Annotated in this window: 15 protein-coding genes; 4 read left to right on the top strand and 11 right to left on the bottom strand. The window is 60.5% G+C overall.

Annotated features, from left to right (window positions below; genetic code table 11):
• Positions 1–93: 93 nt before the first annotated feature.
• Together H6F58_RS08785 and H6F58_RS08780 are read left to right on the top strand one after the other, a co-directional pair.
• Complete coding sequence (locus H6F58_RS08785; RefSeq protein ID WP_171918654.1) at positions 94–1542, top strand: MDR family MFS transporter; 1449 nt, start codon at positions 94–96, stop codon at positions 1540–1542.
• Between the two features lie 141 nt (positions 1543–1683).
• Entirely contained in the window at positions 1684–2460 is a 777-nt protein-coding gene (locus H6F58_RS08780; protein ID WP_171918653.1) for an SDR family NAD(P)-dependent oxidoreductase, read from the top strand.
• 20 nt (positions 2461–2480) lie between these two features.
• On the opposite strand, the gene H6F58_RS08775 is transcribed toward H6F58_RS08780, so the two are convergent.
• The 4 genes from H6F58_RS08775 to H6F58_RS08760 form a co-directional block, all read right to left on the bottom strand.
• Positions 2481–3380, bottom strand: a complete 900-nt coding sequence (locus H6F58_RS08775) for a hypothetical protein (RefSeq protein ID WP_195181594.1) — start codon at positions 3378–3380, stop codon at positions 2481–2483.
• 75 nt (positions 3381–3455) lie between these two features.
• Complete coding sequence (locus tag H6F58_RS08770; protein WP_171918679.1) at positions 3456–4469, bottom strand: pseudouridine synthase; 1014 nt, start codon at positions 4467–4469, stop codon at positions 3456–3458.
• A 38-nt stretch (positions 4470–4507) separates the two neighbouring features.
• Positions 4508–5332 (bottom strand): DNA-formamidopyrimidine glycosylase family protein, encoded by an 825-nt coding sequence (locus H6F58_RS08765; RefSeq protein WP_146277582.1) that lies wholly within the window; start codon positions 5330–5332, stop codon positions 4508–4510.
• A gap of 25 nt (positions 5333–5357) precedes the next feature.
• A complete protein-coding gene (locus tag H6F58_RS08760) occupies positions 5358–10022 on the bottom strand; it encodes an ATP-dependent helicase (RefSeq protein WP_171920192.1) in 4665 nt (1554 codons plus the stop codon).
• Between the two features lie 230 nt (positions 10023–10252).
• Between H6F58_RS08760 and H6F58_RS08755 the strand changes: the two genes are divergently transcribed.
• Complete coding sequence (locus H6F58_RS08755) at positions 10253–10708, top strand: GNAT family N-acetyltransferase (protein ID WP_060700518.1); 456 nt, start codon at positions 10253–10255, stop codon at positions 10706–10708.
• Positions 10709–10942: 234 nt separating this feature from the next.
• Here the strand turns inward: H6F58_RS08755 and H6F58_RS08750 are convergent, their stop codons facing one another.
• The 5 genes from H6F58_RS08750 to rlmH all read right to left on the bottom strand — a co-directional run bounded on the left by H6F58_RS08750 (position 10943) and on the right by rlmH (position 13799).
• Positions 10943–11515 (bottom strand): nitroreductase family protein, encoded by a 573-nt coding sequence (locus H6F58_RS08750; RefSeq protein WP_060703267.1) that lies wholly within the window; start codon positions 11513–11515, stop codon positions 10943–10945.
• A gap of 201 nt (positions 11516–11716) precedes the next feature.
• Complete coding sequence (locus tag H6F58_RS08745) at positions 11717–12325, bottom strand: GNAT family protein (protein ID WP_060700519.1); 609 nt, start codon at positions 12323–12325, stop codon at positions 11717–11719.
• Positions 12326–12522: 197 nt separating this feature from the next.
• Entirely contained in the window at positions 12523–12822 is a 300-nt protein-coding gene (locus H6F58_RS08740) for a transcriptional regulator (RefSeq protein WP_146277585.1), read from the bottom strand.
• Positions 12806–13279: a hypothetical protein gene (locus H6F58_RS08735; protein ID WP_146277587.1), complete on the bottom strand. Its 474-nt coding sequence runs from the start codon at positions 13277–13279 to the stop codon at positions 12806–12808. Before H6F58_RS08735 ends, H6F58_RS08740 begins: the two co-directional genes overlap by 17 nt.
• 61 nt (positions 13280–13340) lie before the next feature.
• On the bottom strand, positions 13341–13799 hold the full coding sequence (gene rlmH / locus H6F58_RS08730) for a 23S rRNA (pseudouridine(1915)-N(3))-methyltransferase RlmH (RefSeq protein ID WP_171919581.1): 459 nt from the start codon (positions 13797–13799) through the stop codon (positions 13341–13343).
• A 63-nt stretch (positions 13800–13862) separates the two neighbouring features.
• On the opposite strand from rlmH, the gene H6F58_RS08725 reads away from it, so the two are divergent.
• Complete coding sequence (locus H6F58_RS08725) at positions 13863–14576, top strand: phosphatase PAP2 family protein (protein WP_171919580.1); 714 nt, start codon at positions 13863–13865, stop codon at positions 14574–14576.
• On the opposite strand, the gene H6F58_RS08720 is transcribed toward H6F58_RS08725, so the two are convergent.
• Positions 14545–15516 carry a D-2-hydroxyacid dehydrogenase family protein gene (locus tag H6F58_RS08720; protein ID WP_060700522.1) on the bottom strand — a complete coding sequence of 324 codons (972 nt, stop codon included), beginning with the start codon at positions 15514–15516 and terminating at the stop codon, positions 14545–14547. The genes H6F58_RS08725 and H6F58_RS08720 overlap by 32 nt on opposite strands.
• Before the next feature lie 126 nt (positions 15517–15642).
• Positions 15643–17490, bottom strand: coding sequence for a calcineurin-like phosphoesterase family protein (locus H6F58_RS08715; protein ID WP_060700523.1), 1848 nt, complete (start codon positions 17488–17490; stop codon positions 15643–15645).
• Between the last annotated feature and the right edge of the window lie 144 nt (positions 17491–17634).

Here is a 17634-nt window from a genome sequence, read left to right as displayed (position 1 = left end):
GATTGAGCTATCCCAATCCCTTGCCTGTGCGTTCGATGCGGGCCTCGGAAAGCACATCCCCTTTTCAATTACTCGTGGAAGCAGAATTCTGCCGTGACGAACGCTCCAGAACGACTGAGCAAAAAGAACTTCACCACGATTGCGGTGCTGATCGTATCCAGCTTCGTGGTCATCTTGAACGAGACCATCATGAATGTGGCCTTGCCCGTTCTGATGCATGAATTCGACGTCACCCCGGACGCCATCCAGTGGCTGTCTACGATCTTCATGCTCACCATGGCAGTGGTCATTCCCATGACCGGATTCCTGCTGCAACGGCTGAGCGTGCGCAATGTATTTGTGCTGGCCATCGGCCTGTTCACCCTGGGCACCATCCTGGCCGCTGCGGCACCGGGGCTCACCGTCCTTCTGGTCGCCCGCGTGATCCAGGCCTGCGGTACCGCCATCATGATGCCGTTGCTGATGACCACCATCTTGCACCTTGTCCCGGCCGAACGCCGTGGTGTGCTGATGGGCAACGTGTCCATCGTGATCTCGGTGGCTCCGGCCATCGGCCCCACGCTGTCCGGGCTGATCTTGCAGTACCTGTCCTGGCGCTTCATGTTCATCGTGATCATCCCGATCGCGATCGCTGCCCTGGTCATCGGCACTCCGCGCTTGTCCACCGAGGTGGACGGCGCATCCACCCCGTTGTCGGCCGCTTCGGTCATCCTGGCCATCCCTGCCTTCGGCGGCTTGGTCTTCGGCCTGAGCCGGCTGTCCGCGGGGGTCAGCCCGGTCAACATTGGCATCCTGGTCATTGCACTGCTGTGCCTGGCCGCCTTCGTCTTCCTGCAACTGCGGTTGCAGAAGGAAGACAAGGCCCTGCTGGATCTGCGGCCGCTGAACTTCAAGGACTTCACGCTCTCGCTGTTGCTGATGATGTTCGCGATGATCTCCCTGTTCGGTGTCATCATCCTGCTGCCGATGTTCTTCACCAATGTGCTGGGGATCGAAACCTTGACCACCGGCCTGATCATGCTTCCCGGCGGTTTGCTCATGGGCATCATGGCTCCGATGGTTGGCAAATTGTACGACCGCGTAGGTGCTCGCCCGCTGATCGTTCCGGGTGCCATCATCTTGCTGGCTTCCTTGCTGGGCTATGCGCTGATCCTGGATGAAAGCACCCCCATCTGGTTGCTGGTCGTGCTGCACCTGGTGATGAGCTTGGGACTGGCGTTCATCTTCACCCCGGCGTTCACCACCGCGCTGAACCCGCTGCCGCACCACCTGCACTCGCATGGTTCGGCACTGCTTTCCACCCTGCAGCAGCTGGCCGGCGCCATGGGCACCGCGCTGCTCGTGGGCGTGGTTGCATCGACCACCGCCTCAAGGCTGGCCTCGGGCAGCGATCAGGTGACCGCTGCAGTGGACGGCTTCCAGCCTGGCTTCTTGATCGGTGCCGGCTGCAGCGTCGGCATTATCATCATCGGGTTCCTGCTTGGCGGCAAAAAGGACCTGGTGAGCCTCGACGCCCAACCAGCTGCGGCTGAAAAGCACTAGTTCGATTCTGGGCACAAAAATTGCTGGATGTTCTTGCCGAACATCCGGCAATTTTTTGTCTCTGGACCCTTGGGCTGCTTTTGCCGCAGCTGGCACGGCAGTAGGCTGGCGGATAAGTGTACTGACTACAAAGGGGTAAGCATGCAGTTGCAGGATTCGGTCGCGCTGGTCACTGGCGGACTTTCGGGCTTGGGCCGGGCCACCGCCCAGAAACTCGCCGCCACGGCCAAGCACGTTCTCGTGGTGGATCTTCCCCGCGATGACGGCGATGAAATCGCGGCGCAGATCGGATCAAACGTCCGCTATGCCCCGGCCGACGTCACCGACCCGCAGCAGGTCGCCACCGCGATCGAGCGGTGCAAGGAACTTGGCGTGCTGCGCGTTGTCGTCAATTGCGCCGGAGTTGCTACCCCGGGCAAGGTGCTGGGCCGCGACGGCGTTTTGCCGCTGGAACGCTTCTCCAAGGTGCTGGATATCAATGTGAATGGCACCTTCAACGTACTGCGCCTCGCCGCCGAATCCATGGTGCACAGTGAAGCGCTGACCGACAACAACGGGACGACCGAACGCGGAGTCATCGTGAATACCGCCTCGGTAGCGGCTTTCGATGGCCAGATCGGACAACCTGCCTATGCCGCCTCCAAGGGGGCTGTGGCAGCAATGACCTTGCCCTTGGCTCGCGAGCTGGCCAGCCACCAGATCAGGGTGATGACTATTGCGCCTGGCATTTTCCACACCCCGATGATGGATTCCCTGCCGCAGGCGGCACAGGATTCCCTTGGGGCGCAGGTGCCGCACCCCTCGCGCCTGGGACGCCCGGACGAGTATGCGGCGCTGGTGGAGCATATCGTGGCCAACCCGATGCTCAACGGCGAAACCATCCGCCTGGACGGCGCCATCCGCATGGCCCCTCGCTAGGAACGACGCGGCGGCAGGCCCTAGAATTCCACGGGCTTGCCGCGCTGGGCCCGGTGTTCTGCGTGGCTTATCCGGAACCGGCGGTTTTCGGCCATCAGGAATACCAGCAAGGACATCAGAATGCAGATCGCGCTCACCCACAATGCGGTCGCCTCCGAGAGCCACCCGTTGATGGCCGCGGCAATCATGGCGATGCCAAAACCGCTGGCCAGGGCGTGGCGCCCGCGCCCGGTCTGCGCAAATCCGGCGGCTGCCAAGGACACCGCAGCAGTTGCCAGGGAAACCGGCAAGGAATGGCTGAGATCGTTCCAGCCTGCCACGGCAAACCAGAGGTGCATCGTGTACGCCATGGAAAAACCAGCAAGGAAACTCAGGGGCGCATCACCAAGCCAGCGTTCGGCCTTGGTGCGTGCCGTCAGCCGATTCAGCTGGTGAACCCCGAACAGGGACAAGAGCGAAGCGAGCGTAGCGACTATTGCCGCAGCGGCCGGAAGAAATCCAGCCGCAAGGACGATCGCGCAGGAGCACAAGGCAGCGGCACTGATCGCATAAAGGCTGGCCACTCGCTGGCGGCGGGCCGAGCACTGATCCTTGCGGAGCGAAAACATGGCGCTGGCCAGCAAGAAGACTGCCGCAGCTGGCCAGATCACCGCCGGAACCGCGCTGCTGTCAAGCAGGCTAATGCGATCGCGCCCGTTCATGGAGGAAGAAAACACCAGCGAAGTAACGAGCAATAGCAAGGATGCCGCCGCCAATAGGCAGCCGCGAATCATGTCGAACGGCTCAACCTCGGGATTGGGACGGTGATCCGGAGCCGGGTAGGGCAGCACGGACTCGTGCTCGGCGGAGTGCGCGGGCGCGGCCTGCTGGCCGGACTCCATCAGTGAATTGAGCGGTGGGGTCGGATGCTGCTCGGACATGATGCTGGAGTCCCTAACGATTGCTGAGTTATCAGCAACAGCCTAGGGTACTTCGCTGGCGAACAGAAACCCCGGCTAGGCCGCCGGAGCTTCGGCGAGCTGCTGCGCCGAGCTGAAACTGCGCTCAATTCCGCTCAGCGGATCGGTGAAGGAAATGGTGTGCGCCAGCAGCTGGAGCGGGCGCTGATAATCATCCGGAGCCAAATCCCATAAGCGCGGGTAAAAGGCATCATTGATAATCCCCAGGCCCAGGGAGGCGAGGTGAACGCGCAACTGGTGGGTCTTGCCCGAATGCGGCTTGAGATCCATCAACGCGACCTCCAAACCTGCATGGTGGCCGGCGCTATAGCCCACGGATTCAACATCAATATAGGTCTTCGCGTTCGGTGCGCCGTCCTCGACGATGGATCGCAACTGGCCTTTGACCTTGGACATCCGATTTTCGTAAATCAGGGGCATCTGGCCAAGCAGATCATGCAATTGGGTTGTGTCCTTGACCAGCGAGTGTTCGCCGTTGGGCTGGAGAACCCGGCCAGTTTCCAGCCCGGGGCCGGGCTGCAGTGCAACGACGGCCTTGTAGCGCTTGCTGATTTCACGGCGTTCAAAAAGCATTTGGTAGGCGCCACGGGTTTCCGGGTTGACCGCAAAAAGAATCACGCCAGCGGTGGCCCGATCCAGCCGATGCATCGGCACAAGATCATCGATGCCGGTCTGGTTGCGCAGGCGCACCAAAGCCGATTCCTGGATGAACCGGCCACCGGGGGTGGTTGGCAAAAAATGCGGCTTATCAACTACCAGCAGGTGCTCATCCTGATGCAGGATCTTGGCCTCAAAAGGTATCGGCGTTTCTACCGGAAGCGAACGATAGTACCAAATGAACTCATGCTCACCCATGGGAGTCTGCCGGTCTAGCGGCACTCCTCCGAGGCCGACAATTTCTTGGTTGTCGAAGCGCCGCAGGATGCCTTCGGGGTCCACATGGCCGAAGCGCTCCAGGAGATATTCGGCGACGGTGGCCCACGCTCCATTGTGCGGAAGGTGCAATCGGGTTGCATTAACACCATTGCGAACAGGGAGCGGGGATTCCATAGCCATAAGGGCTATTCTTTCATCCCGGCGCCAGGACTTCAGACCGCCGGCTGGCAATGCGGGCACCAATAGCAATCCCGCTCGGCGCCTTCTGGGGTGGAAGGAATCTTGAGCATGGCGATGGGGCTGCCGCAACGGAGGCAAGGTTTTCCGGCACGCCCATAAACCCAGAGAGGTTCCCGGGTTCGTTCTTGGCCGGTGGTGACGCGCCGTGGCCGGTCCTTATTAATTGTCAGAAGCCGATGAGCCAGATTCACCACTGCCGGCAGATCAGCGATCTGCCCGACTTCAACCAGCGGATGCAAACGGCGGAGGAACAGGATCTCGCAACGGTACACATTCCCCACGCCGGCCATGATCCGTTGATCCAATAATGCTTGGCCGATGCCTTGGCGCGGATTGCGGCGCAGGTTGTCTGCGGCAAGCTCCGGGTCCCAATCCGCACCCAGCAGATCAGGGCCCAAATGGCCGATGAGGTCGTTTTCTTGCTCGGTGGGCACCAAACGCACCTGTGCAATATCGAAGCCCACGGCCGTCACCGCAGGGGTCTTGAGCACTACGCGTGCGGTGTGAGCCGGTTTCTTCCAGCGTTCGTTGTCCGCATACAGATCCCAACGGCCTTCCATGAGCAAATGCGAATGCAAGGTCAGCGGCTTAGCGGCGAACCCGGAGGACCCAGCAGCAGGGGGACGCAATCGCATCAGCAGATGCTTGCCGGCCGGAACTACTTCATGCACTGAATAATCCGTGAGATCTGTTGTCGCCAAGGCTGGAACTCGAAAGTTCGAGGACAACAGTGTTTGCCCTGCCAGCGCCTGATGAAGCCGGGCAGTGGCACGATAGACGGAATCCCCTTCGGGCATGAGAGCTCTTCTTTCTGCCGGTCAATCAGCGCCGGAAACGAATGCCTTGCGGCGTTGAATAGAATCCCGCGGCCAATAGTGCGGTTCCCACCGGATGATCCAGGACTGGTTGTCCGTCCACGGTAGCGATGGCGATCTTCTCCACCTTGGCCGTGCGCAGAGCTGCCACCAAATGCGTGGCAATAATGTTCCACGACTCTTCAGCCAACTGGGCAAAGGTCAACACGGTGCGACCGCCGCGCTCCAGATAGAAGCACAGCTGGCCATCCAGCAAGCCCACAATGGCCCCGGCTTTGCGCCCTGGGCGATGCCCGGTTTGCGTGGCTGGCCAGCCCAGCGCCGCACCGTAGGGATTCGCCGGGTCGGTCGACGCAAGCACCTGGGCCACAGGCTGCCGGCGCGGGTCATCGGAAAGCTGATAAGCGCGCAAACGGTCAATGGTGGTGGAAGTGGAAAACTGGGCGGCCCCCAGTTTTTCGACGAAATAGCCCCGCCGCGCATGACCGGCTTCTTCCAGCTTGGACAGGACCCGGTAGAGCTGGCCGAAACCTCCGGGCACTGCTTCGGCCGCGACCGAGCCGCGGGTGAGCACTCCGTAGCGTTCCAGCATGATCTCGGCTGTGGCATGGGCTGAAATGGTTGGATCTGCCACCGGCTGGGGGAGCAGTGACCAGCGTGCAGAACCACGCGGGCCACGCATGGGGGATCCCCCGTGGTCCTGGGCCAAGCGGTTGAGACCCGAGAGGCGATTGAGCCTGGCAGCCCGAGCCCGCGGCGCCGGCTTGGCAATCTTGTGCGCAGTGCTTCCGCCCGCCAGGTAACCGCGAATCGGTGCCAGAGTGTCGGGAGAAATGAAACCCGCCCAGAAAAGCCGCCAGCATGACTCCGCAATATCGACGGCGCTCACTGGAGGCTTATCGGGATGGTGGATCCGGGCGGCGAGCTCCTCGGCAAAGTAGGCGCCTGTTGATTCAAAGGCTTCGAGCACGCGCAGATCCAGTGCCTGCAAATCGCTGGAATCAGGTGCTGGCAGGGAGAGCGCGGCGTGTTCGGCGGTATGCAATGACAACCAGCCATCCTTGCCTCCGGCCGCACCGGCACCGCACACCAGGACATCTCCTGCACTGCACAGCTCATCCAGCCAAGAGCTCTGGTACCCCTTGAGCCGGGCAGGAAGAATGAAGGATTCCAGCGCCGAGGCAGGCACCTCGGCCCCGGCCAGCTGGGCGACGACTTCATAGAGGCCGTCAGCGCCGCTGAGCGTTGAGCCCACCTGCTGCCAAGCAGGAAGGAACCGGGCGTAGGTGTTCTGGTCAACTGGCTCCACTTCGGCGCGGAGGGCGGCCAAGGACCTGGTGCGGATGGTGCGCAGCACCTGGACATCGCAGTATTCATCACCGCTAATGCCTTCGGGAACAAGTTCCACCGGGCGGAACGCGCCGACCGACAGCCGGCCGGCGGCTACCAATTGGTCGAGTATGGGCCGCAGCACCGCAACGCCGAGTGAAAGCTCGGCGGCAATTTCAGTGAGCGTAAACGGAACATGGGTGCGGGCGAAGCGCGAGATGAGGTCCTGGATGGGGTCCGTCGCTGGCTCCAGGAATGCGGCAGGAATTCCTGTGGGCAACGGGGTGCCCAGGGCATCACGCAACTTGCCGGCATCCTCGATCGCCGCGTAGGCCAAGGACCCGCCGTGGCGCAGGGTAAAGGCCCGCCGGGTGGCAACCAGGGCCTCGGCATGTTCCCGGGCCATTGCTGGGTCCAGCGGCGCGCTGTCATCATTCGGATCACGCAGCCGAGTGGCCAGCTGTTCAATAGCCAACGGGCCCAACAAGCGCAGCAGGTCGGCTGCGCCTTCCATGCCGGCCAGGCGCCGGTTTTCCGCCCGGTACTGCAACTGTTCCTGCAACCCGGTGATGACCTGAGGATCCAGGATTTCACGCACATCATTGCGGCCTAGCAATTCACCAAGCAGCACCGGGTCCAGGCTCAGCGCTGCCGCGCGGCGCTCAGCCAGCGGTGCGTCGGATTCGTAGAGGAACTGTGCAACATAGCCGAAGAGCAGGGACTGGGCGAAAGGCGAAGGCAGCTCGGTGGTGACTTCCACCAGCCGGATCGCGCGCGACGAGACCTTGGACAGAATCGAAGACAGGGCCGGCAGATCATAAACGTCGTTCAGGCATTCGCGCACGGTTTCAAGGATGATCGGGAAGTCCGGGTAATTCCGGGCGACATCAAGCAGCTGGCTGGCCCGCTGGCGTTGCTGCCACAAGGGGGTGCGCTTGCTTGGATTGATCCGGGGCAGCAGCAAGGCTCTTGCCGCGCACTCGCGGAAACGGGAGGCGAACAATGCAGAATTCGCCACCTGCGAGGTGACCACGTCGATGATTTCATCGGCTTCAAAAGCAAAAAGGTCTGCTCCCGGTGCTTGGTCATCCATGGCCGGAATGCGCAGCACAATGCCATCATCGGCGGCCATCGCCGAAGCATCCAGTCCCCAGCGTTCGCGCACCCGCGCACCCACGGCCAGTGCCCACGGGGCATGGACAGCCAGGCCGAAGGGCGAATGCAGGATGACCCGCCAATCGCCGAGCTCATCGTGGAAACGCTCGATCACGAAGTTCTGGTGGTTGGGCACCTGGCCGGTGGCCCGGCGCTGCTCTCCCAGATAGTTCAAGAGGTTATTGGCGGCGAAGTCATCCAGTCCGCCGGTGCGCAAAACCGCAGATGCCTCGGTGCGTTCGCTGGCCAGCAAGCTGGTGGTGAATTCGCCCAGGGCCGAGCCAAGTTCCACCGGGCGGCCCAGCCCATCGCCGTGCCAGAACGGCAGCTTTCCGGGTTGGCCGAAGGCCGGGGTGACCAGCACGCGGTCATGGGTGATGTCTTCGATGCGCCAGCTGGTCGCGCCCAGGGCAAAAACGTCCCCGACCCGCGACTCGTAGACCATTTCCTCGTCCAGCTCGCCCACGCGCTTGGGAGCCTTGTCATCCTCGGCGCCGGCGAGGAAGACGCCGAAGAGCCCGCGGTCCGGGATGGTGCCGCCGGAAATGACCGCGAGGCGTTGCGCCCCGGGGCGGGCGCTGAGCGTGCCGGCATCGCGATCCCAGATCAGCCGTGGTTTGAGGGTGGCGAATTCATCCGAGGGGTATTTGCCCGAGAGCATGTCCAAGGTGGCCATATAGGCGCTGCGCGGAAGCTGCTCATAGGGCGCGCACCGGCGTACCGTCTCGAACCACTTCTCGACTTCCAGGTCTTCCATGGCCACCGCGGCCAGGGTCTGCTGGGCCAGCACATCCAGCGGGTTGGCCGGGATGACCATCTTCTCGATGGATCCTTGGCGCATTCGCGTGACCACCAGCGCGGTGGAGAGCAGATCCGCACGGTGCTTGGGGAAGAAGATGCCCTGGGAGACCGAACCTACCTGGTGCCCGGCACGGCCTACACGCTGCAGTCCGGAGGAGACGGAATTGGGGGATTCGACTTGGATGACCAGATCCACCAGGCCCATGTCGATGCCTAGTTCCAGCGAGCTGGTGGCCACCACCGCACGCAGGTTGCCCAGCTTCAGATCCTCTTCGATCTGGGCGCGCGCGTCCTTGGAGACCGAGCCGTGGTGGGCACGGGCCAGCAGGGGTGCTTCCGGATTTGAGGCCGCGGTAGAGCCGGCCTGGGCCATCATCGCCGCCGGGGTCGAGGTGGAAGCATCTTCGGTGCTGAATCCCTCGCGCTCGGCATAGATCTCGTTGAGCCGCCCGGTGAGGCGCTCGGCCAGCCGGCGGGAGTTGGCGAAGATGATGGTGGAATGGTTTTCCAGCACCAGATCCACCAGCTGGTTTTCGACGTGGGGCCAAATGCTCGCCGAGGCGGCAGGAGAGGATCCCGGTCCAAGATCGTGGGCGCCGGCAGCCGAAGGCAGATCGGTCATGTCCTCCACGGGGACGCGCACGGCTAGTTCCCACTTCTTGGTGGAGGGCGGACGCACGATATTCACCGGGGCAGACCCTGCCAGGAAGCGGGCGACCTCTTCGGGCGGTTCCACCGTGGCTGAGAGCCCGATGCGCTGGGCCGGGGCGGGCAGCAGCGCATCGAGGCGTTCCAAGGACAAGGCCAAATGGGTGCCGCGCTTGGTATTGGCGATGGCGTGGACCTCGTCGATGATGACCGTATGCACCTGGGCCAAGGTTTTTCGTGCCTGGCTGGTGAGCATCAAGTACAGGGACTCGGGCGTGGTGATCAGGATTTCGGGCGGGTCCTTGAGCAGCTTGCGCCGGTCATTAGCCGGGGTGTCTCCCGAGCGCACGCCCACCGAAACCGAAGGCTGGGACAGTCCCATCTCGTGCGCGGTGGCGCGGATGCCGGCCAGCGGGGAGCGCAGGTTGCGCTCAACGTCCACCCCGAGGGCTTTCAGCGGAGAAATATAGAGGACTTTGGTGCCATTGCCTGCCGGGTGATCGGCATCGGATTCCATTCCCGGCAATGCTGGAGCATCGAGTTCTGCATGATGCAGCCGGTCCAGGGCCCAGAGGAATGCGGCCAGGGTTTTGCCGGAGCCGGTCGGCGCAATGACCAGGGTGTGCTTCCCGTCGGAGATGGATTCCCAGGCTCCGCTCTGCGCAACCGTGGGCGCAGAGAAGACATCGGTGAACCACTTGCGGGTGGCCGCGCCAAACCGGGAAAGCACATCACTCATGGAATCGATACTACGTTCTCGGCAGGACAGTTCGAGAACGGCATTCCTGCGAACGCTGGGTATTGGCAGACCCAGCGCATTTTGGCTTCTGGCGCAGAAGTTCCTGCACAGGGTTTTTCCCGGGCCGAGCCTGCCCTTCGCCGGAGGCACCTTGGGCTCTTCCTGCAGCACTTCCTAATGGGACGCGGTCATATTTCGGCGTTCGAATCGTGGAGAGGTAGCGTTGAAGGATGCTCGAGCTAGTGCGTGCAACAGGCATCGATAGTGCAGAAGTTTCAGAGTTCCTGCGCATCGCTGACCTCACGCTGAGCGGGCTTGATTCACCGAATGTGCATTTGTGGATCTTGCGGGATGCAACAACGGACCGCATTGTCGCCACCACTGGATTTGAAAGCAGCGAAGACGGCCTGCATGCACTAATCCGAAGCGTCGCGGTGGCTCCCGAGCTGCGCGGCGGCGGCATCGGATTGGAACTTGCACAATTTGCGATGGATCGAGCTGTCGAAGCTGGAGCAAAACAAGCGTGGCTGTTTAGCCGCAGGTCCGGTCCGTTTTGGCAGAAAGCTGGATTCAGTTCAGCAGACACGAAGGATCTTGCCGTGGCCCTGGCTTCGACGCACCAGGTGCAACTCTTTGCTGAAACAGGCCAGCTTGAACGTGAGGTTGCCTGGAGCCGGCAGCTCTAGGGGAATCACTTCGGCACAGAATCGCACTCGAACTCAAACCCAATGTGTCGGCGGCCTGCGGGCAATGAACCGCGTATCTCACGTTCGGATACCGGTTGTACCGCAACGGAATTGGCCGGGAATTCTACGAGGATGCTTAGCGAGCATTGCTGACTCAAGAATGGCCGGATATGAATTCCTATGAGGAAGCAAAATCCCGCGTGAATAAAGTAGTTATTGTCCGGGCCAGAACGTTCAGCATCGCGACCAGGTGATCTCATCAAGACTCAGGCGTTCTCGACTGGTACCGGGCGCTTCTACTTCATCTGCGCAGGGGTCTGCGGTACCGAACGCGGTTATCGACGTTACCTCCCAGTGAGATGGCACGGCGAAGTCCGAGCCGATTCCGTCGCGGTCAAAGGCGCGGAACTGATGAGCCGCCAAGCCCATCGATAGGCCTTGAACTGTCATATGAGCGACTGCCTGTCCAAGGTCGTAGCGCGCAAACTCTGAATACTCCCAATCTTCAGTGCCTTCAACGAAGATATGTGCCAGATTCACTACCAGCAGCGAAGCGCTCGGAGCCCACAGAGATGAACTACGCGCCAAACGGCGCAGTATTTGCTCATGGTTTGCATCGCCTCGTCGAGCAACAATGAATTTCCAGGGCTGTGAATTTCCAGCCGACGGCGCACGTCGAGCCGCTTCCAACAGCACGTCGATTTCGATGCTTGTCACAGTGGATTCGGGGTCGAATTGCACTGGGCTGAAACGGCCTGCTAACGCTGGGTGCAGGGCTGGATCGGCCGGGACGGGGCATTTGTTCATGTTCTTCATTCTCCAGCAGCTCATAGCCTGGGCGGCGAAGCTATCGAGTGGTACTCCCGCCGCAAGGCCGCTACGCGATACCACCTGGTCAACGTGGATTTAGTTGAGATAACGGCAGTGGTAGGCACTGGCGTTGATTCTTGTTCTTGGTGTTTGGCAAGGTCGAACGCGCAAGATCATCGACCGCCACGTAGTGTCCGCTCAGCGTTTTTTCGAGAGCCGAAGATCCAACCCGCTGCGAACTTGGGGCCACTCAGAGGCAATAATCGAGAAATAGACGGTGTCTCGAAGTGAACCATCGGCCATACGGCTTGTTGAACGCAAGACGCCATCCTGTTTTGCACCCAGACGGGCAATTGCGGCTCTGGACTGCATATTCATCCAGTGCGTGCTGAAGGCCACGGCGACGCATTCCAGGGTTTCAAATGCGTGGGCCAGCAGCAGCCGCTTGCTATCGGGATTAGTTCCCGTTCCTTGCACGCTGGCTGCATTCCAGGTGTAGCCGATCTCCAAGCGTGGCAGCTCAGCGTCAATGTCGCAGTACGTGGTCATCCCGATGATCTTTCCGGGTTCACCAGTCACTGGATCATTCAGCCGTGTCGTGAAGGGAAGCATGGATCCGGCTTCTTGCATTGATAAGCGACGCTGGATTTCGCTGCGCATTTCTTCGGGACGGGGCACAGCGGTGTACCAAAGATTCCAAAGTTCACCATCGCAGGCGGCATCGACAAGCCCGTCATGATGGTTCTCGCTTAGCGGTTCGAGAGTGACATATTTTCCGCGCAGGGTTACTGGATTGAGCCTAGCCATAACCTCACTTTAGCTTCCCTGTGCTCCAACCGTGCCTGTGCAGTTTCGGGGCCCCGCTCCGCAGGCAGTGGCAATGATCTTTCGCCCGTGAGCCAGGTTTCAGCGACCGTCAAGACGGCAGGACTTGTTGATCCTGGCTCGGGATGGACTCTGACTTTTAAACATGGCCACCTGTCCGCGGATGGCGGTGCCTTTACCTAATTTGCGGTAATTTCCCGAAGCGCGGCAACGTGGCCAACATAGGCTCGACGGCCAGCCGTGGTTAGCGATACTCTCACGTGGCTGCGGCCCAGTTTCGTGAACCGTTCAATATCAACGTAACCGGCGTCGCCCAGTTGCTTCAGATGCTTGCTGAGCACCGAGTCAGCGACGCCCAGATTCTGTTTGAGATGCGCGAATTCTGCCCAGTCGACCGGGGCAAGGCTCGCGCAAATCCGCAACCGTAATGGTGCATGGATCAATTCATCAAAGTGGGCTTTGCTAGTTGGCTTGGTCATTGCCGTCCTCGACGCGAGCCCTGTTATAGGCGGCCTGCATCTTGGTCACCAAAAACATGGCACTGGTGAACGTGACAAGAATCTTCGCAAGAACTTCTTCCACCTGGGTTGCTTCCCAGAATCTGAGGCAATTGATCAGCAGAATGCAGAGTAAGAAGTATCCTGCGTAAGCGCCCGTCAGAAGTTTTGGGCTATTGATCAATGAGCGCGGCTTGGCCCGACCGCGCTGGGCCACGGCATACCAGAGGATCAATGGAAGATAGAGCATCACGAGCCAATAAGCCCGGGGTGGATAGGCCTGGCACAACGTGAAGACAACAGCTGAGACTGCGACAATGCTGGTGAACAATCCACGCGGATTCCCGGACGCTTTGACCATCTGCCTTGAATCGTGCGCGACAGATTGCAGCAGCTTGGCTGCGCGCTTTTGGTCCCTGCGAACTTCTGGCGAATCCATGATACCCACTTTCCGTTACGGAAAGTCTTGTCTTTCCGCAATGGAAAGTCAACAGTTCGGTTTACACGTGGTGGTACTTTCCACCGGCCAAGATGTCCTGGGCACGGTAGAGCTGCTCGGTCAATATCAAGCGCACCAGCTGGTGCGGGAAGACGAGTTTGGACAAGGACCAGGTGAAGTCGGCACGGGAATGCACAGTGGGATCCACGCCGTAGGCTCCGCCGATGATGATCACGACATTGCGTGAAGCATCGATGGGGGCGCGTAGCTTGTTTGCCAATGCCGGGGAGTCCACGTTTTTGCCACGCTCATCGAGCAGCACTACGAAGTCGCGATCATCAATCTTCGCCAGGATGCGTGCGGACTCTTCGGTGCGGGCAGCGTCGTTCTCGCGCGATGAGTGGTTGAGCAGCTGCCAGGTGAGGTTAAACGGCTTCTTGAGCCGCTTCTCGTAGCGGGAAATTCCCTCATCGACCCACGACTCATGTTTCTTGCCTACTGCCAGCACCTTGATTGTCATGCTTCCATTGTTCCGCATTCCCCGGTTGGTTGCTTTGGATCAGGCACCGATACGATGGAGGATATGAGAAACCCCAGACCACTTCCGCAAGGCAAACAACCAAGCGGCGTGCAGGTGCTCTGGATGATCTTTGGCATCGTCACCGCGATCTTCTATTTCACCCGGCGGGTGCTGGTCTCATTGCATGCAGGCGGATGGGCCACAGACCTGGATGCACCTGCCTATCAATGGGTCTTGAACAACCAGTCGCCGGCCCTTTTTGCGGTCTCCGATTTTTTGTACTTCTGGGGATCAACGCCGGGCATGAGCATCATCATGGTGCTGATTACCGGGCTGCTGAGCTGGAAAACACGAAGCATCTGGCCATTTATTGCCGTGGCGCTGACCGCAGCGGTTTCTGTCGGACTGACCATTTTGCTCAAGGCCAGCCTGCAAGTGCACCGCCCGGAAGGCATTCCAGGCGGGCCGACGCCACCGCTGTCCTATTCGTTCCCCAGCGGCCATACGCTTAATTCCGCGGCGCTGATTGGCATCTCTGGCTACCTGGCCATCATTTACGGGCTGCGCCGCTACGCCTATCTCATCGCTATCGTGGCAACGTTGTTTGTTCTGGCCATGGGCGCATCGCGAATCTACATTGGGCACCATTGGGTTTCGGACGTGCTGGTGGGCTTGCTGATTGGAACCGCGTGGGCTGCCGTCGTCGCCATCCTGCACTACTTCTTCGTGCCGTGGCGCAGGGTTGCTAGCTCAGCACGCGGATCGGTGAACCGCTAGCCCAAGCTCGAATATCCTCCACAGCGTCCCGGTAGAACATCGAGAACTGCTCGATGGTTACGTAGCCAATATGCGGGGTTGCAATCACGCCACGGGTGCCCAGCAGTCGGTCCTTGGCCGGCAATGGCTCGGTGTCGAAAACATCGAGGGCCGCCAAGTAGAGTCGTTCGTTTTCAAGGGCTTCGATAAGTGCAGGAGTCTGCACGATTCGGCTGCGCGAAGTATTCACCAAAATGGATTCCGGCCGCATCCAGGCCAACTGCTTTGAGCCAATGACACCGGTGCTGCGCTCCGAGAGTTTCAGATGAATGGTCACGATGTCGCTGGTGGCAAAAAGCTCCGCCTCGGAGACCAATTCCACGCCGACCTCGGTGGCCCGAGCCTTCGTGAGGTTCTGGCTGTAGGCAATGACCCGCATGCCAAAAGCCAACCCGACCTTCGCCACCTTGGAACCCAAATTCCCCAGTCCATACACGCCAAGGGTTTTCCCCGCCAGGCCCATGCCGAAGCTCGTTTGCCACGGTTCGGCTTCGGAGCGAGGGGACTTCGAGGAAAAGAGCTCTACATCCAGCCTGCGGGCCGCAGCCAAGATCAATGCCCAGGTGTGTTCCACCGCGTCGGTGGGGACATAGCCGGTATGCGACACCACGACGCCGTGCTCGATGGCAGCTTCCAGATCGATGGCGCCATTGCGCCGTCCGGTGGTGACCAGCAGTTTCAACTGCGGCAACAGCTCGAACCGCGACGCGGGAAACGGCGTGCGCTCGCGCATAGCCACGATGACATCAAAGCCCTTCAGCGCAGCGCAGACAGCTGTGTCGTCATGTCCGAGGTGTTCGGTAAATACTGTCAGCTCGGCGTTGAGCTCGTTCGCCAGGCCTTCAAAATCTGCGAGGTCGGTAGCGACGTTCTGGTAGTCATCCAAAATGGCAATGCGCATGAGTTCATCCTAGGTGTTCCTGTGCCGTGGTGACCCTTTAGTTACTTCGTTGCCCGCCTTTAGGCAGCCGGAATGCACAACGGCGGCTGGCACCCAGGGCACCAGCCGCCGTTCACAGATTGGCTGCTAGTCGGTGACTTCGAATTCGAGCTTGTCGGTGAAGGAACGACCGTGGACATCCGTGGCCGTCACTTCAGCGGTGTGCGATCCGGTTTCCAGATCATCTGGCAGTTCAAGACGCCACAAATGGCTGGTCTTCTCAGGCAGTCCGCCGCCGTGGACAAACTGCTCGGCGATAGCCACCGGGTCAGAGTACTTGGCGCCAGTTCGTGCGGTTTCTCCGGTGAGCGATTGCGTGCGCGTTGACTTGACCGGGGCGTTTCCATCGATGGAAACCGCCACCGTGGAACCGGTGCTCCCCATCCAGAAGTTGGTGGTCAGCCAGGTGTCCTCGGCCAAGCCGCTGCGGCTCACCGACAACGGGTTCTCCAGCGCCTCGATGGTGCCGTATTCCTTGTCGACATTTTCCTTGTACCAATCACGGTAGGCAGGAGTGTTCAGGCCTACGGCCATCTGGTTGCTCTCATCACCGCCGGTTGGGGTGAAGCGCTCGGTGATCTTGGTGTTCTTGATGTCCAAGGTCAGCACCCCAGGAGGGGTGCCGTCTTGCTGGAGGGAGGTCGGGTAACCGGTCTCGGTGACTCGCCCGCCGTACCACTGGCCGGCAACTGCCGGAACCGTCAGGTGGGTGAAGGGCAGGCCATCCTCGCCGACTTCGTCCAGCCAGCCCTTCATCAGATCGCCTTCGCGAAGGTTTTCAGACATGTGGGTGTGGCCGCCCAGGGAGACCACTTCGCGGCCCTTGAGGATCTTGTAGATTTCCTTGACCTCTTTGGTGGTGTGCTCATCGTTGAAGAAGAATTCCAGCAATGGGCTGTGGCCGGCGAGGACGATGGCCTTGTTCTTCGGCACCTTGGCAATGTCTGCGCGCAACCATTCAAGCTGCTGCTTGCCGAGCTGGTAGGTGTAGTCGCTTCTCTTGGCAGGAACCTTGGTGGGGTACTCGATGGTGTTCAGGGCAACCACGTGGGTTTTGCCCGTGTCGTAGGAGTAGTACTCGGGGCCGAACTGGGCGCGGTAGGTATCAAATTCGTGCACGCCGTCGAGCGAGTCGAAGTCGATGTCGTGGTTCCCGGGAAGAAAACGAGCCGGGCCATTGAGCATGGAAGTCAGTTCGCGGGTCTGGGCGAACAAGGACAGGTCATTGCCGACGAGGTCGCCGATGAACAGCACCCCGCACCCGGTGTAGTCGGTGCGGGCAGCGAGGTCGGCGAAGGCGCCCTTGCGAGCGTATTCGACTTCCTGCTGGTTATAGGTCTGCACATCGGCGCCGATGGCGCAGCTCTGCTCAGGGGATTGGGTGGCTTCGCTGCGAGCCAGCGGGAAGTTCACGGCGTCTGGCAATTCGCCGGTGGGGGCAATGCCGCCGTATTTCAGCTTGGGGGAGCCGTCTGGCAGGTGAATGTAGGAGAACTGCGCGACGTTATTTTCGTCGACTGGCACCTGGAAGCCTCGTGGCTGGGTGACGAAGGCTGTCATGTTCTCAAAGGCAGGCAGTGCATAGCGGCCCTGCGAATCGGTGGTGACAACATCTCGGCCATTGGAAACGGTGACCTTGGGCAGTCCTGGCTCGTTGGCGTCCTGCTTGGAGTTCTTGTTGCGGTCCTCGAAAACGACGCCTTCCAGCGTCTTGCCTGCTGCTGGAGATTTTTTGCCGGCGGCACGGACCACCTGGACTGATCCCCGGTAGGCTGAGGAGTTCCAGTCCACGGCCGTCGTAGCTGCTGGTTCTGGATCGGGTGCGGAATTGGCGGCCGTGAGAGCGGCCGAAGCTGCCAGGACAACGAGTGTTCCTGCAGTGATGCGCAGCGGGGTGATGTGATTGGTTTTGCCGGGTCGAGCGAAGAATTTCACGTGCGTTCCTCCGGGGTGGTGGCAATCTGCCGGCCCTCTGGCCGGCCTTCGCCAACGCTGTCAATCTCAGATGAATAACAGCACCCGCTCAGGTAATGTTGAATTATCGATTCCGTAAATACTTACATGGTGTCTTGGGCGTAT

This window comes from Glutamicibacter sp. FBE19 (genome assembly GCF_015524875.1).
Taxonomy (GTDB): domain Bacteria; phylum Actinomycetota; class Actinomycetes; order Actinomycetales; family Micrococcaceae; genus Glutamicibacter; species Glutamicibacter halophytocola.
The sequence above is the reverse complement of the archived record's forward strand: the minus strand, read 5'-3'. Positions and strand labels throughout refer to the sequence as shown.